At 44.3% G+C, this 15961-nt stretch carries 13 protein-coding genes; 6 read left to right on the forward strand and 7 right to left on the reverse strand.

The window, feature by feature from the left end; all coding sequences use genetic code 11:
* Positions 1-12: 12 nt before the first annotated feature.
* The 6 genes from ACTCNA_RS10990 to hpt form a co-directional block, all read right to left on the reverse strand.
* Positions 13-1848: a DNA topoisomerase IV subunit B gene (locus ACTCNA_RS10990; protein WP_462947962.1), complete on the reverse strand. Its 1836-nt coding sequence runs from the start codon at positions 1846-1848 to the stop codon at positions 13-15.
* A 194-nt stretch (positions 1849-2042) separates the two neighbouring features.
* Entirely contained in the window at positions 2043-3830 is a 1788-nt protein-coding gene (locus ACTCNA_RS10995) for a MutS-related protein (RefSeq protein WP_462947963.1), read from the reverse strand.
* A 1-nt stretch (position 3831) separates the two neighbouring features.
* Entirely contained in the window at positions 3832-4524 is a 693-nt protein-coding gene (locus ACTCNA_RS11000; protein ID WP_462947964.1) for a phosphatase PAP2 family protein, read from the reverse strand.
* The gene (obgE, locus tag ACTCNA_RS11005; protein ID WP_462947965.1) at positions 4525-5514 is read right to left on the reverse strand and encodes a GTPase ObgE; all 990 of its coding nucleotides are present in this window, start codon (positions 5512-5514) and stop codon (positions 4525-4527) included.
* A gap of 65 nt (positions 5515-5579) precedes the next feature.
* Positions 5580-6152, reverse strand: a complete 573-nt coding sequence (locus tag ACTCNA_RS11010; protein WP_462947966.1) for an adenylate kinase — start codon at positions 6150-6152, stop codon at positions 5580-5582.
* A gap of 13 nt (positions 6153-6165) precedes the next feature.
* Positions 6166-6708 carry a hypoxanthine phosphoribosyltransferase gene (gene hpt, locus ACTCNA_RS11015; protein WP_462947967.1) on the reverse strand — a complete coding sequence of 181 codons (543 nt, stop codon included), beginning with the start codon at positions 6706-6708 and terminating at the stop codon, positions 6166-6168.
* 109 nt (positions 6709-6817) lie between these two features.
* Here hpt and purE point away from each other — a divergent pair, with 109 nt between their 5' ends.
* The 5 genes from purE to ACTCNA_RS11040 all read left to right on the forward strand — a co-directional run bounded on the left by purE (position 6818) and on the right by ACTCNA_RS11040 (position 11831).
* Positions 6818-7324, forward strand: a complete 507-nt coding sequence (gene purE / locus ACTCNA_RS11020) for a 5-(carboxyamino)imidazole ribonucleotide mutase (protein WP_462947968.1) — start codon at positions 6818-6820, stop codon at positions 7322-7324.
* Between the two features lie 302 nt (positions 7325-7626).
* The gene (locus ACTCNA_RS11025) at positions 7627-7764 is read left to right on the forward strand and encodes a hypothetical protein (RefSeq protein ID WP_462947969.1); all 138 of its coding nucleotides are present in this window, start codon (positions 7627-7629) and stop codon (positions 7762-7764) included.
* A gap of 32 nt (positions 7765-7796) precedes the next feature.
* The gene (locus ACTCNA_RS11030; RefSeq protein WP_462947970.1) at positions 7797-8603 is read left to right on the forward strand and encodes a hypothetical protein; all 807 of its coding nucleotides are present in this window, start codon (positions 7797-7799) and stop codon (positions 8601-8603) included.
* Positions 8603-10645, forward strand: a complete 2043-nt coding sequence (locus tag ACTCNA_RS11035) for a helix-hairpin-helix domain-containing protein (RefSeq protein ID WP_462947971.1) — start codon at positions 8603-8605, stop codon at positions 10643-10645. Before ACTCNA_RS11030 ends, ACTCNA_RS11035 begins: the two co-directional genes overlap by 1 nt.
* 46 nt (positions 10646-10691) lie before the next feature.
* Complete coding sequence (locus tag ACTCNA_RS11040) at positions 10692-11831, forward strand: 1-acyl-sn-glycerol-3-phosphate acyltransferase (protein WP_462947972.1); 1140 nt, start codon at positions 10692-10694, stop codon at positions 11829-11831.
* 37 nt (positions 11832-11868) lie between these two features.
* Here the strand turns inward: ACTCNA_RS11040 and recJ are convergent, their stop codons facing one another.
* The gene (gene recJ, locus ACTCNA_RS11045; protein WP_462947973.1) at positions 11869-13593 is read right to left on the reverse strand and encodes a single-stranded-DNA-specific exonuclease RecJ; all 1725 of its coding nucleotides are present in this window, start codon (positions 13591-13593) and stop codon (positions 11869-11871) included.
* Between the two features lie 246 nt (positions 13594-13839).
* Between recJ and lysS the strand changes: the two genes are divergently transcribed.
* Positions 13840-15549 (forward strand): lysine--tRNA ligase, encoded by a 1710-nt coding sequence (gene lysS, locus ACTCNA_RS11050; RefSeq protein WP_462947974.1) that lies wholly within the window; start codon positions 13840-13842, stop codon positions 15547-15549.
* The last annotated feature ends 412 nt before the right edge of the window (positions 15550-15961 follow it).

Consider the following 15961-nt stretch of genomic DNA (forward strand, 5'->3'; position numbering starts at 1 on the left):
GTTGAGCTCTTTTTAAGCCACTTCGTCTTTTTCTACGTACAAGTTATCAATAATAAAATCCTGCCGGTCAGGTGTATTTTTTCCCATGTAAAATTCAAGCATCTGCTTCACCGAATCCTGCTTCCGCATCATCACCGGGTCGAGACGGATATCTTTTCCAATGAAATTTTTGAATTCATCGGGTGAAATTTCGCCCAGCCCTTTAAACCGGGTAATTTCAGCTTTTCCTTTCAGTTTTTTAACCGCCTCTCTTCTTTCTTCTTCCGAATAGCAATAATAGGTTTTTTGTTTATTCCGCACCCTGAAAAGCGGGGTTTGCAAAATAAAAACGTGCCCTTTCCGGATGAGGTCGGGAAAAAACTGCAGGAAGAATGTGATGAGCAGCAACCGGATGTGCATTCCGTCCACGTCGGCATCGGTAGCAATTATTATCTGGTTGTAGCGCAGATCTTCGAGACTTTCCTCGATGTTCAGTGCTGCCTGCAGCAGGTTGAATTCTTCGTTTTCGTAAACCACTTTTTTGGTCAGGCCATACGTGTTCAGCGGTTTTCCCCTCAGGCTGAAAACGGCCTGGGTATTCACATCCCGCGATTTTGTAATGGAACCGCTGGCCGAATCCCCCTCTGTGATAAAAATGCTCGACTCTTCTGCCTTCGGATCTTTACTGTTGAAGTGAATGCGGCAGTCGCGCAGTTTTTTGTTGTGCAGGCTCACTTTTTTGGCCCGCTGTTTGGCCAGTTTTTTGATGCCCGAAATGGCTTTGCGCTCGCGTTCCGACTCCACAATGCGCTTGTGCAACACTTCTGCCGTGTCGGGATTTTTATGCAGGTAATTGTCGAGCTCTTTTTGCAGGAAATTCCCCACATGCGCCCTTACCGATGGTCCGTTCGGGCCAATGTCCTTCGAGCCGAGTTTGGTCTTGGTCTGCGATTCAAAAACCGGCTCTTCCACTTTAATGCTCACCGCGGCAACTATTGAGGCGCGAATATCTGACGGGTCGAAATCTTTTTTAAAAAAATCGCGGATGGTTTTCACATACACCTCCCGAAATGCCTGAAGATGCGTTCCACCCTGCGTGGTGTGCTGGCCGTTTACAAACGAATAGTAATTTTCGCCGTAGCGGTTCCCGTGCGTAATGGCAATTTCAATGTCCTCTCCTCTCAGGTGAATAATGGGATAAATGGGATTTTCATCGATGTTGTCCTCGAGTAAATCGCGCAATCCGTTTCTGGAATAAAAACGCTCGCCGTTATATTCAATAACCAGCCCCGCATTGAGGTAGGTGTAATTTTTGACCATGTTCACCACATAGTCGCTGATATAATGAAACTTGCTGAAAATTGCCTCATCGGGTTCAAATGCGACAAGGGTCCCGTTGGGTTCGTCGAGGCCTTTAATGTCCTTTTCACCTTTAATCATTCCCTGGCTGAACACAACCTCTTTTGCCTCGCCTTCCCTGACTGAGCGGACTGTAAATTTTGAAGAAAGCGCGTTAACAGCTTTAATGCCGACACCGTTTAACCCCACCGACTTCTTAAAAACTTTAGAGTCGTATTTAGCGCCGGTATTCATTTTGCTGGCAGCGTCCACCAGTTTACCAAGCGGAATCCCACGGCCATAATCGCGAATGGCAACTTTATCCTCTTCAATATCAATTTTTACTTTTTTCCCGTGCCCCATCATAAATTCATCCACTGAATTGTCGAGCACCTCTTTCAGCAAAACGTAAATACCATCGTCGGCAGAAGAACCATCGCCCAGTTTACCAATGTACATACCGGGGCGTTTCCTGATGTGTTCCTGCCATTCAAGTGTTCTAATTGTTGCTTCGTCGTAATTCGGAGCCATATTTTTTTGAAATTTGCCACAAATATAACTAAAACAACGATGTTTTGTATAGGTGCAGCAACACCATTAATGAACATCAAACAGTTGAAAAAGTATGGGTAAGTAATTGAATTAAAAGGGTATTTTCTGAAAGAATATGCCGGATACAGCAGGTTTGGATAATTTTTTTCTATCGGATAAAATATTCGATAAATTCAGATTATACCCATTTTTTTCATGAGAAAAGTTGCGTTCATGGTTTTTGTTACACCATCAGAAAGCAGGTAGTCGAAAACCAGTTCATCATTTTTAATAGTTATTTCGAAACACTTATTGAAAACCAGCTGCGGATACTCTTCTTCCATCTCGCTGAGTTTAAGGTCGTGCGTGGCAATTAATGCCACCGCTTTTAAATGGAGCAGTTTCCGGATGAGCTCTTTCGATCCGTTGAGTTTATCTACCGAGTTGGTACCTTTCAGCATTTCATCGAGAATAACCAGGATGCGCTCTCCCTTTTCCAGCCGCTCGAGTACGCCTTTAATGCGTTTCAGCTCGGCAAAAAAGTAGGATTCGTCCTTCAGCAGCGAATCGGTAGTTCGCATGTTGGTGTAAACTTTTACGGGAGTGCAGGTTAACTCGCCGGCACAAACCGGTGCCCCCAAACGGGCCAGCACCATGTTTACACCTATGGTGCGCAAAAAAGTGCTTTTGCCAGCCATGTTGGCACCGGTAACAATTACCACTTTCGACCATCCGTCGATAGTCATGTCATTGGACACTCTTTTATCAGGCGGCAGCAAAGGGTGCCCAATTTGTTTCGCCCGAAACGTAAATCCGCCATCGTGAATTTCGGGAAAGGTAAAATCAGGATTGTTATTGGCAAAATTTCCGAGGCTGAGCAATGCATCCATTTCGGCAATTACCCCGAGCCAGGCAACCAGTTTTTTACGGTTTTGGCGGTGCCATCTCCAAAGTTTGTAAACACAACGGATATCCCATAAAAACAGGGAATTAAAAACCATGTTGACCACAAGGTTATTGCGGTATTCAAATTGGCCGATCAGCTTTTTCAACTGGCTGAAAATATGGCTTGCCTTGTCGGGTTTGCGCACCCTTTTCTGCAAATCCAACAAAAACGGAGCCTGAAATTCCCGCTCTTCAATAAATTCCAGCAGCTGCATGTATTTTCCCAACAATTTAGATTTCCGGCCAAAAAATTCAAAATATTGCGCTACTCTTTTCCGTGAAAACCACAGGATTCCCCATTGAATGAAAACCATCAGGACTATCCAAAAATTGGAAATCCCCAGTATTGCCGGAATAGCTGCCAAGATGGTCAGTAATGGAATGACAAAAACCGACGCACGAATGGCACCCGGGCGGTTCAGTTCCAACTCTGTCTCCGACCACCGTTTGATTTCTTCGTTCAGTTCCGGAGTTTCTTTAAACAAATGCCCGTTGGCCAAAAAGTGCAACCGCCAGTTGGGGATTTGCGACAATTCGCGAATAGCATCCTGGCGTTGTTCAATATCCTCTTTTTGCAGAAAAGGATTTTTAAACCACTCAGCCAATTGTGTCCGCCCGCTTTGGGTAGATGTGCGGTTAATGAATTGAAACAAGGAATCGGTGCCAAAAACATCCAAATCGTAAGCATAAAAATGGTTGGGATCCAAAAAATCATTCCCATCATCAAAATGATCGAAACGATGTTTTAAAGCCAGCAGTTCATCTTCGGTTAACTTTTTCAGCACTTCATATTTCTTCTTTTGCTTTTCGAGCTGAATATTTCTTTTAATCAGAAAGAAAAAAAAGACCGTGAAAGCGAACATGGGCACCACGGTGAGCCAACCGTTCCAGCCCCAGATAAAAAGGGGAAGAAATATGAGCAGAAAGGCGAAAAGGCGAAACCAGGCAAATTGTTTAATTTTTTTTGAAACAGCCTTGAGTTTGGTGGAGTAAAGCTGATTTTTAGACTGGTAAAATGCTTCAGCCGACGGGTTCATATCACAAAAAATTATAACGGTGAAGCAAAGTAGCCATAATAATTACCGTGACCGAAAGCACCGCAAAAACCAGAAATACTTGCCCTGCCTGACGGGCAGAAAGATTGGTGGTTTCAATTTTCGGATTGCGGGCAAGGAAGAAATGAATCTCCACGAACATGAGAATCTTGTATGTGCCCCAGCCAATTAACCAGCCCAGTGCAGCACCGGAAACAATATCGAGCGGATAATGCACGCCCGAATATATCCGCGAATAGGACACCAGCAAGGCCCAAAAAAACATAAGCAGCCAGAAACCACGGTTCCTGAAAATTCGGGTGATAAAAACAAACAGCGCAAAACTGTTGGCGGCATGTGACGAAACAAATCCGTACAAACCGCCTTTCCGCAACACATTATGCACCAGGTGCTGAATATCGGGATTGTGCACCGGCCGAAGCCGTTGCACCGTTTCTTTCAGGAGTACCGACAACTGATCGCTGAGCAAAATGGTAAGTGCCAAAAACAGTACCACCAGCCACCATTTGCTTTTAAAGTTTTTGAACACGTAAAACAAAATAACCAGGTAAAACGGTAACCATGTCTCTTTGCGTGTCACCATCAACATAATGGTATCCCAAAAGTTGTTGTGAAAACTGTTCAGAAACAGAAAAAGTTCGCTGTCAAGTTCCAGTATTTTTTGTAAAAACTCCATTTAATTATTCAATATTTCCCAGATTTTATCTTTCAGTTTCGCTACATTGAACCCCGTCACTGAAGAAAAGAAAAGGTGAGGAACATCTTTCAGTTCATCGCTTATTTCGTGCATCAATTCGTCGTCGAGCAAATCGGCTTTGCTGATGGCAAGAAAACGTTGCTTGTCGAGCAGCTCGGGATTGTATTTTTCCAGCTCGTTGAGCAAAATTTTATATTCCTTTAAATGGTTGACGCTGTCGGCCGGAACAAGAAAGAGCAACGCGGGATTGCGCTCAATGTGCCGCAAGAATCTCAGCCCGAGTCCTTTTCCTTCGTGGGCACCTTCAATAATCCCGGGGATGTCGGCCATTACAAACGACTTCTCTTCGTGGTACCCCACAATTCCAAGATTGGGCATCAGAGTGGTAAACGGATAATCGGCAATTTTGGGTTTTGCTGCCGAAACAACCGAGAGCAAGGTGGATTTACCGGCGCTGGGAAATCCAACCAGGCCCACATCGGCCAGCACTTTCAGCTCAAAAATTTTCCATCCCTCCTCGCCTTCTTCGCCCGGCTGCGCAAACCGCGGGGTCTGAAAAGTTGACGACTTGAAATGGTCGTTTCCCAGTCCGCCACGGCCGCCTTTCATCAAAATTTTTTGCTCACCGTGCCCCGTAATTTCAAATAAAAAATTTCCGGTTTCGGCATCCTTCACAACGGTTCCCAGCGGGACTTCAAGAATTACATCTTCGCCATCGGCCCCGGATTTAAGCTGGCCTCCTCCCGGCCCGCCGTGTCCGGCTTTAATATGTTTTTGGTATTTTAAATGAAGAAGGGTCCATTTGTGCCGGCTGCCTTCGAGGATAACATGGCCGCCACGTCCGCCATCGCCGCCGTCGGGGCCGCCCTTGGGTATAAATTTTTCGCGGCGCAGGTGTGCCGATCCGGCACCTCCGTGGCCCGACTTGCAATATATTTTTACATAATCAACAAAATTCGATTCTGCCATTTTCCTCCCCTTCTTTTCAGCCTCAGTAAATAATCAGGTATTTAGTTGGTAATGAGCAAATTGAATTATAATTTTTCAACTGCTTTATGCAGCCGCCCGGCAATTTCTTCAATGGACCCCATTCCGTTAATGCCAAAATGTTTTCCCTGTTTTTTGTAGTACTCAATCAGCGGCATTGTTTTTTCGTTGTAAACATTTATGCGGTTTTCAATCACCGACTGATCCTGATCGTCGGCCCTGCCTGAAATTTCTCCGCGGCTCAGCAGCCTGTCGATGAGTTCCTGTTTTTCCACCTCAAGGCTGAGCATTCCGGAAATTGGCGTTCCGTTTTCATTCAGCAGGCTGTCGAGTGCTTTGGCCTGTTCAACAGTACGCGGAAACCCGTCAAAAATAAAACCTTTGGCTGCTTTGTTCTCTTCGAGTTTATTTTTAATCATGCCAATTACAACTTCATCGGGCACCAGTTCACCTTTTTCCATAAAATTTTTGGCTTCATTTCCCAGTTTGGTCCCTTTTGCCATTTCGCTACGCAGCAGGTCTCCTGTTGACAAATGAATGAGACCAAACGATTTCACCAGGTACTCGGCCTGTGTGCCTTTTCCTGCCCCCGGAGGGCCAAACAAAACTAAGTTTAACATACTGATTTGGTTTTTATTCGTTAATAACTGAGTAAATATCCAACAGGTTTCTTCCGTACCCGTCGTAATCCAGTCCGTACCCGACGATAAAATCATTCGGAATTTCAAGCCCCACGTAATCCAATTCTACTTCTTTTATTAGCGCATCGGGTTTCAGCAACAGGGTTGCAACGCTAACCTTTTTTGGTTTCAGTTTTTTAAGCTGGTCCTGGATATTGTCAATCGTAATTCCTGAATCCACGATATCTTCCAAAACAACCACCGTGCGGCCTTCAATTTTCTCATTCAGGCCGATAAGTTGTTTAACACTTCCAGTGGTTTTTTCGCCCTGGTAAGAAGCAAGTTTCACAAACGATATTTCAGAATCGACAAAGTCGATGCGTTTGTAGAGTTCCGCAGCAAACATAAACGATCCATTTAAAATACAAATGAATAGCGGATTTTTACCTGCCAGGTCGTCATTAATCTGTTCGGCAATTTTTTCCACAGCAGCCCTGATTTTTTCGTAAGGAAGAAATAACTCAAAGGTTTTATCGTGAATTTTGACTTTCTTCATTTCTTTACTATTATTTTTACAAGCGGGTAAAATGCCGTATTTTCGTTTAAAAAATTGATGCACAAAATAACAAAACAAATTGATTAAGTGAAAATTTAAATTATAAAACATGGAAGCACAAGTGAGTATTATCATGGGGAGTACGTCCGATTTGGATGTGATGTCGAAAGCAGCAAAATTGCTCGACGAATTTGAGATTCCATTTGAAATGAATGCATTATCGGCCCACCGCACTCCGGATGAGGTAGAAACATTTGCCAAAGGTGCCCAAAAACGCGGAGTAAAAGTTATCATTGCGGGAGCCGGCATGGCGGCGCATCTGCCGGGTGTAATTGCCGCCATGACGCCACTCCCCGTAATTGGCGTTCCCATAAAAGCCAGCCTCGAAGGGTTCGACTCCATCATGTCGATTGTGCAAATGCCTCCCGGAATTCCGGTAGCTACTGTTGCCGTAAACGGTGCCATGAACGCCGCCATTCTTGCCGTACAAATGATGGCCACCGGCGATGATGCACTGATGCAAAAAATGCTTGAATTTAAGGAAAACCTGAAACAGAAAATTGTAAATGCCAATAAAGAACTCTCGGAAGTGAAATATAAATTCAAGACCAACTGATTATCGATAAAAATCACAAAATGAATGTAAAGCCCGAAATATTGAGAAACCTCAAAAATTATTTTGAAAAAAAGCCTGTATTGCGGTCTTACATTTTTGGTTCAGTTTCGCGAAACGAAGCAAATGAAAAAGTGATATCGATATTTTAGTGGATCTGGATTACTCTAAAAAAATTGGCCTGCAATTTATCCAGATGAAAATTGATTTGGAAAGATTGCTTCACAAAAAGGTCGATTTGATTTCCTCCAGAGGCCTTTCTCCGCATATAAAACCTTACATTGAAAAAGATAAAGCATTGATTTATGAAAGGGAAGGAAGCAGATCGGATTAGAATTCAACATATCCTTGATGCCGTCCGTGAAATAGAAGAATATGTTGAAAAAGATATTCCGGACCTCAAGAAAAAACTCATTGATGTTTCTAATGGATTAAACAAATGAATTTTTACCCAAATATAACTTATTTTTCAAAATTGATTTTGATATTCCTTTTAACTGGAATTTATCCCAACATTTCATTTGCCCTCGAAAACCATCCTGTCGGTGCCCGTTCACTTGGGCTTTCGCATGCTTCCGTATCATTTTCCGATGTTTGGGCCAACTTTCATAACCAGGCCGGGCTGGCAAAACTGAACCAGGTTAATGCCGGCTTTTTTTATGAGTCGAAATTTGGGGTGGACGAACTTTCGCTGGTAGCCGGATCGTTGGCCCTCCCGGTTAATCTGGGAACTTTCGGGTTCAGCTTTTTTCAGTTCGGGAAAGGAACGTTTAAAGAAAACAAGTTCGGACTGGCCTTTGCCCGTCAGCTTACCGAAAAGTGGAGTGCAGGTATTGAACTCGACTACCTTACCCAAACTTTTCCGGAGAACGAACGCACCCGCGGTTTTGTCACCTTTGGGGGTGGCCTTCTGTTTCAACCGCTCGATGAACTGGTTTTGGGTGCCCATGTTTTCAACCCCATTTTGGGCGGCATTGAATCACCTGCCGGCAAAGTTGAAATGCCGGTCACTTTCAGAATTGGAGGGCATTACCGTTTTAGCGAATATGTTTTGGCAGCTTTCGAAACCCAAAAAGACAACCAAAACCCGGCGCTGGCAAAAGCAGGCATCGAATTTTTACCGGTTGAAAACCTGGCGCTGCGGTTCGGCGTATCGGGCAAGCCATTTAAATACACCGCCGGAATTGGCTATAAAACAGGCATTGTTTCGGCAGATTTTGGATTCAGCTACCACGGGAATTTGGGTATCACCCCCTCAGTTTCACTGCAATTTATTTGGTAATGAAAAAATGGATCAAACATACCATCTGGCTGATATTTATAGCCTTTCATCTTATCTCATCAGGGCAATCCCCTGAACAGAACAGGCAACTGGAATCAATTTTAGAATCAATTCTTGAAAACCTGGAAGAAGAAACCGATGCGGCCCTGATCCTGGAAGATCTGGAAGGATATGCTGAAAATCCGTTAAATATAAATGCTGCCAGCCGCACTCAGATTTCAAGACTGCATTTGCTGAACGACATTCAAATTGAAAAACTAACGGATTACCTTAAAAATTATGGACCGGTGTACACCATTTATGAATTAAATTCTATCGATGGTTTCACACCCGAACTGCTCACCAAAATGGAGCCGTTTATTTGGTTTGGGCCTGCCGAAACCGAACCGGAAAGTTTTAAAGAAAGCCTGAAATACGGACGGCATGAACTTTTTCTGCGCACGCTGGGCACTACCCAAAAACCGCGCGGCTACAAGGCAAGAGACGATGGCACCATTCCGTTTGAAGGAAACCGGGCACGCTATTACACCCGTTACCGGTTCAGGGCGGGTGAAAACATTGCGGCAGGATTTACAGCCGAAAAAGATCCCGGCGAAGCATTCTTTTCTGGTTCCAACAAGCAGGGTTTCGATTTTTACTCGGGCCACCTGAGTTTGAAACTAAGCAAAGTGATTGAAAATATTACCGTGGGCGATTTTGTTGTTCGCTCTGGGCAGGGGCTGGTTTTATGGCAGGGATTTTCAACCGGCAAATCGATTCTGGCACTGGATATTTCAAAAACGAACCAGGGCATCCGACCGTTTACTTCCACCGACGAAAACCGCTTTTTCAGGGGTGCATCGGCAACATTCAACATTGCGGAAACCCGATTGAACATTTTCTACTCCAACAAGAAAAACGATGCCAACCTGGCTTTTTCTGATTCGCAGGAAAATTATTTCACCAGCCTGCAAACTTCGGGCTACCACCGCACCGAAAATGAAATTGCCGACAAAAACAGTGTGCGCGATGTGAACCTCGGAGTTGTTGCAACCCGCCAGTTCAACCACCTGAAAATTGGCCTTACTTTTTTGCAGCGCAAATTTGAACTGCCTTTCATCCGCAGCGATCAACTGTACAATCAATTCCGCTTTCAGGGAACAAATAATTTTACAGGCGGTGCCAATTACCTTTTCAGCAAAGGGAAATACCAGCTTTTTGGCGAGGCTGCTATTTCAAAATCAAAAGGAAAAGCTTTTTTGCAGGGCGTAATTGGTCATCTGCACGACCGCATTCAGTTCTCAACATTGTTCCGGCATCTCGATAAAAGCTACCATGCTTTGTGGGCCAATCCGTTTTCGGAAAGCAGCATGCCCGGCAACGAAACCGGACTCTACCTCGGAACACGCATTCTCCCTTTTAAATTTGTTACCCTCACGGGGTACACCGATTTTTACCACTCGGAATGGCTCAACTTTACCACCGCCGGTCCGGCAAATGGATGGGATTTGATGACACAGGCCGATTTCCATTTTTCCGACAGGTTTTCCTTTTATCTGCGCTACAAAAACGAAGTGAAAGACCAGAAATTCAGGGAAAATGAAAAATACATCAACCTGCCTGAACAGCACCGGAAAAGCCGTGTTCATTTTCAATTTCAACCTACAGAAACTATCAAACTAAAAACCCGTGCAGCGCATGTTTTTTATAAAGGAACCGATACAGAAAACGGGTTTATGGTCTTTCAGGATGTACAATACACTCCGCTTTCTGTGCCACTGAACTTAACCGCAAGAATTGCATGGTTCAACACAGAAAGTTACAACTCGCGAATTTATGCTTACGAAAACGACTTGCTTTACATGTTTTCCATTCCTGCCTACTTTGGGCGGGGATTTCGCACCTACCTCAACCTGAAATACAAAATCAGCGAAAATATTGAAGCCTGGTTTAAACTGGCCAACACAACGCTCAACAACGCAGAGTCGATTAGTTCGGGGTACAGCGAAATATCCGGCAACAAAAAAACAGAAGTAAAATTCCAGCTGAGGTTGAAATTATAACGATGAATTTGTTACTTTGCCCTGTTATTCAATAAAAAACAAAAAAGTGAAATATAATTTCGACGATATAAGGCCTTATACAGATAAAGAGGTGCGGAAAAAAATCAGGAAGATGCTGAAATCGCCCGCCTTCGACAAGGTTTTAATGCATATTTTCAAAGTACGTCCAAAGGTTGAAATCGTAAAACTTCAGTTGCGCATGGTACGCAGCATCAAGCAACTACAGGGAGGGTTTGTGTACGATCTGCTGCGCACTGTTATCAACAAAACATCCGACGGGTTAAGCAGCCGGGGCATCGAAAACCTGGATAAAAACAAATCCTACCTGTTCATTTCGAATCACAGGGACATTATTCTCGACGCGGCACTGCTCAATTACCTGATTTTTGAAAAAGGGATGAACACCACGCAAATTGCCATTGGCGACAACCTGTTGCTTTACGAATGGATTGAACACGCCGTGAAACTCAACCGGGCATTTATAATAAAAAGAAGCCTGACTCCCCGCGAACTGATGAAAGCATCGAAAAAGGTTTCGCAATTTATCCGCAAATCAATTACCGAAGACAACATGTCGGTGTGGATTGCCCAGCGCGAAGGACGTACGAAAGACGGGTTTGACCAAACGCAGCCAAGCTTGTTGAAAATGCTGAACATGAGCAACAAAAAAAGCCTGGCCGAAGGATTCAACGAGCTGAATATTGTGCCGGTTTCCATTTCGTACGAAATTGAACCCTGCGGACTGGCGAAAATGAAAGAGCTCATAAAAAAAGAACATTACGGACAGATGAAAACCAGCAAAGACGACCTGAAAAGTATGTCGATGGGGATTTTCAACCCTAAAGGAAAAATGCGTTTTTCTTTTGGCACACCCATAGAAGTTAATTTTGAAGAGGCCAAAACAACCGAGCAAAAAAATGAATACATCCAGGAGCTGGCCTCGGAAATCGATCGCCAGATTTATACCAACTACAAACTCTGGCCCTACAATTATATTGCTTATGATTTACTGACCCAGGAAAATGAATTCAGGGACAAATACAACTACGAAGAGAAAAAGAATTTTGAGATGATGATTCAACAGGCCATGATCCACATCGATTTCCCGATTACCGACATCCAGGAACGTTTCCTGAAAATTTATGCCAATCCGGTAATTAACAAAATAAAAGTAACGGGAAAATAGTATGAACAGAACAATCATCTGGGACTGGAGAAGAAAGTTAAAAGATATCCCGTTTTTTTACGTCCCGGATGAAAAGCTGAAGACTGGTTTTGCCGCGGTATTCATTTTCGGTAACCGAGTAACACACATCAAATGGCAGCCCCGATGTAATCAAATCAAATTTATCCGATTGATTAAATGCGATGCCCGGAAAAATTCCGGAGTTCACATCAGGTTCCACCAAATCGAGCTTCAGGTGCTCCTGGTTTTTACCCACCAGGCGGCTGGTACCTGCATCAAAAACATCTTCGGTAACAAAAACAGGTGTCATATTATGCGGGCCAAACGGGGCAAACTGTTTCAAAATACGGTAAAACCGCGGTGTAATTTCGCTTAGGGAAATTTTTGCATCCACCTCAATGGTTTGCAGTTGCTGCAAGTCGGTAACCTGATTTTTAACAATTTCTTCAAAACGGCGGCGGAATTCAGGTACATTTTCAATTTTAAGCGTCAGACCAGCGGCGTACATGTGTCCTCCGTAAGATTCCAGCAAATCGCTGCACTGCCCGATGGCTTCGTATAAGTCGAAATCTTTTACCGAGCGTGCCGAGCCGGTAGCCAGACCGTTGGATTCAGTCAGGATAATGGTAGGCCGGTAATATTGCTCGGTTACACGCGAAGCCACAATTCCAACCACACCTTTGTGCCAGTCGCGGTTGTAAAGCACCGTGCTTTTCATGTCCTTCATTTCAGGGTCTTTCTCAATCATGTCGAGGGCATCCTGTGTAATATCGCGGTCGAGCGTTTTTCTGATTTCATTGAACGAGTCAATCTCCTCGCCCAGCAAATCCGATTTATCTTCGTCGCGGGCCACCAGAATCTGCACCGACTTTTTGCCGTGCTCAATCCGGCCCGACGCGTTCAGCCGCGGGCCGATTTTAAAAACAATGTCGCTGATTGTAATTTCGCTCCCGTTAATGCCGGCAAAGTTGATAATGGTTTGCAGCCCCACGCCAGGGTTCGAGTTCAATTTTTTCAGACCGTAATACGCCAGCACCCTGTTTTCGCCTGTTATAGGTACAATATCGGATGCAATGCTCACCACCACCAAATCGAGCAAATCGTAAATCTCTTCCAGCTCAATATTGTTTTTCTGGCAATAAGCCTGAAGTAATTTAAACCCCACACCGCATCCTGAAAGTTCTTTATACGGGTAGTTGCACTCGGGTTGCTTCGCGTCGAGCACTGCCACTGCAGGCGGCACTTCGTCATCGGGATTGTGGTGATCGCAGATAATAAAATCGACTCCCCTGTTTTTAGCATCGGTAATTTTATCCACTGCTTTAATGCCACAGTCGAGTGCAACAATTAGTGAAAAGCCGTTTTTTTCTGCATAGTCGATGCTCTGGGGAGAAATGCCATACCCTTCGGTATAACGGTCAGGAATGTAATATTCGATGTGTTTGATACGGGGTTTTAAAAAAGTGTACATTAACGCCACGGAGGTAGTTCCATCCACATCGTAATCGCCGTAAACCAATACCTTTTCCTGGTTGGCTATTGCCAGTTCCAGACGGGCCACTGCCTTCTCCATGTCTTTCATCAGAAACGGGTCGTGCAAATCACTCAACCGCGGACGGAAAAAGGATTTGGCCTCGTTAAACGTTTTTATTCCCCGCTGCACCAGCAACCTTGCAATGGTCATGTTCACATTGAGCGCTGCCGAGAGGTGTTTTATATCGTTTAAATCGCCCTGATTTTTTAGATTCCAGATTCTTTCCATACCACACTTTTCAATTTATTCTCCCCCTAATCCAATTTACAAAGATAAAAATTGAATCCGATAAAGTGCCACTTTTAAATGTCATTGCTAAAGATTCTCTGAAGTGTTTTTACCCAACACCTTAAAATAAAAAGGGAACCACATCTTTTATTATCTTTGCGAAAATTTGAGCAACCCCTGAACATAAATTTAGACAATTGAAAAATGAAGTTGTTTTATTTGCAGAAAATATAAGGAGAAAGAATAATGAGCCAGTTGGAATTGAGTGAACAGGAAGTCATCAGGAGGAAATCGCTAAAAAGGTTACGTGAGCTGGGAATCGACCCGTATCCGGCTGCGGCTTACGATATAAACACCACTTCTCATGCAATAAAGGAGAAGTTTAACGAAGAAGAACAAAATTTTCAGGAGGTGCGCCTGGCCGGCCGGATTATGAGCCGCCGGATTATGGGAAAAGCTTCGTTTGCCGAACTGCAGGATCACACCGGCAAAATTCAAATTTATGTAACCCGCGACGAAGTGTGTCCCGGCGAAGACAAAACCCAATACAACGAAGTATTTAAAAAACTACTCGACATTGGCGACACCATCGGCATCGAAGGGTTTGTTTTTAAAACCCAGATGGGCGAAATTACGGTGCACGTGAAAAATTTTACCGTGCTGAATAAATCGCTGCGGCCATTGCCCATTGTAAAAGAAAAAGACGGCAAAACCTACGACGCGTTTACCGACCCCGACCAGCGTTACCGCCAGCGGTATGTTGACCTGATTGTCAACCCCAGGGTGAAAGATGTTTTTGTGAAACGCACGAAAATTTACAACACCATGCGGCAGATGTTCAACGAATATGGCTATCTGGAAGTGGAAACGCCCATTTTGCAGCCCATACCGGGAGGCGCCGCTGCCCGTCCGTTTGTTACACACCACAACGCACTGAACATGCCGCTTTACCTGCGCATTGCCAATGAATTGTATCTAAAAAAACTGATTGTTGGCGGTTTTGAGGGGGTGTATGAATTCTCCAAAGATTTCCGCAACGAGGGAATGGATCGCACCCACAACCCCGAATTTACGGTGATGGAAATTTACGTGGCTTACAAAGACTACAAATGGATGATGAACTTTACCGAGCAGATTTGCGAACGCGTGGCGCTTGCGCTGCACGGAACTACCAAAGTGCAACTGGGTGAACACATCATCGATTACAAAACGCCGTACCCGCGAGTTACCATGACCGATGCCATTAAAGAGCATACCGGTTACGACATTTCAGGAAAAACAGAAGCCGAACTGCGTGATATTTGCGACAAGCTCGATATTGAAACCAACCCGAGCATGGGGAAAGGAAAACTGATTGACGAAATTTTTGGCGAAAAGTGCGAACCCAGCTACATTCAGCCCACATTTATTACCGACTACCCGGTTGAAATGTCGCCGCTTACCAAACGCCACCGCGAAAACCCGGAATTGACAGAACGCTTTGAGCTGATGGTTTCAGGAAAAGAAATTGCCAATGCCTACTCAGAGCTGAACGATCCCATCGACCAGCGTGATAGGTTTGAGGAGCAGTTGAAACTGTCGGAAAAAGGCGACGACGAAGCGATGTTCATCGACCAGGATTTTCTGCGGGCGCTCGAATATGGCATGCCGCCCACATCGGGAATGGGAATGGGCATCGACCGGCTGACCATGTTCATGACCAACAGCCCGTCCATCCAGGATGTGCTTTTCTTCCCCCAAATGAAACCGGAGAAAAAACAGGTAGAACTTTCCGAAGAGGAAAAACAGGTGCTCGAACTGCTGAAAACCGAATCGCCGGTAGAGCTGAATGCCATTAAAACGCAATCGGGCCTTAGCAACAAAAAATGGGACAAAGCCATTAAAGGCCTTACCAAACACAAACTGGCCAAAGTAAACAACACCGACGACGGACTTTTTGTGGAGATGCCGGAGTAGGAATAAGCTGGAAGTTGGAAGCACGAAGCTGGAAGAAAAAGAAATTATTAAACAAAGTCCCCAGTTGTTTCACCAGGGATTTTTTATGCGGTGTGGCGATTCCCCGCGGTGCGATCCCTTTGGAACAAATCACCGATTTATAGGAATTTAGATGTATTGTGTCACTTATTTGGCGCTTTATGTTATTCACTTTTTTATCAATAAGAATGCTTCCTTAATTGAAGAGTTTGTTAACCCAACTTGTTAAAAATGCCACCCAAAATCAAAAAAATGCACAAATTTCGGTTATTTTATTTTGTAACTGGCTGATAATCAATTATAATATTTTTGAAAATCGTTTGTAGTCCCCGAATTCATTTGTTTACGTGGACCTGGTCCCGTATCTTTGTGGCATATTATTAAAACTGCTGTA

It is taken from the genome of Tangfeifania sp., assembly GCF_055108615.1.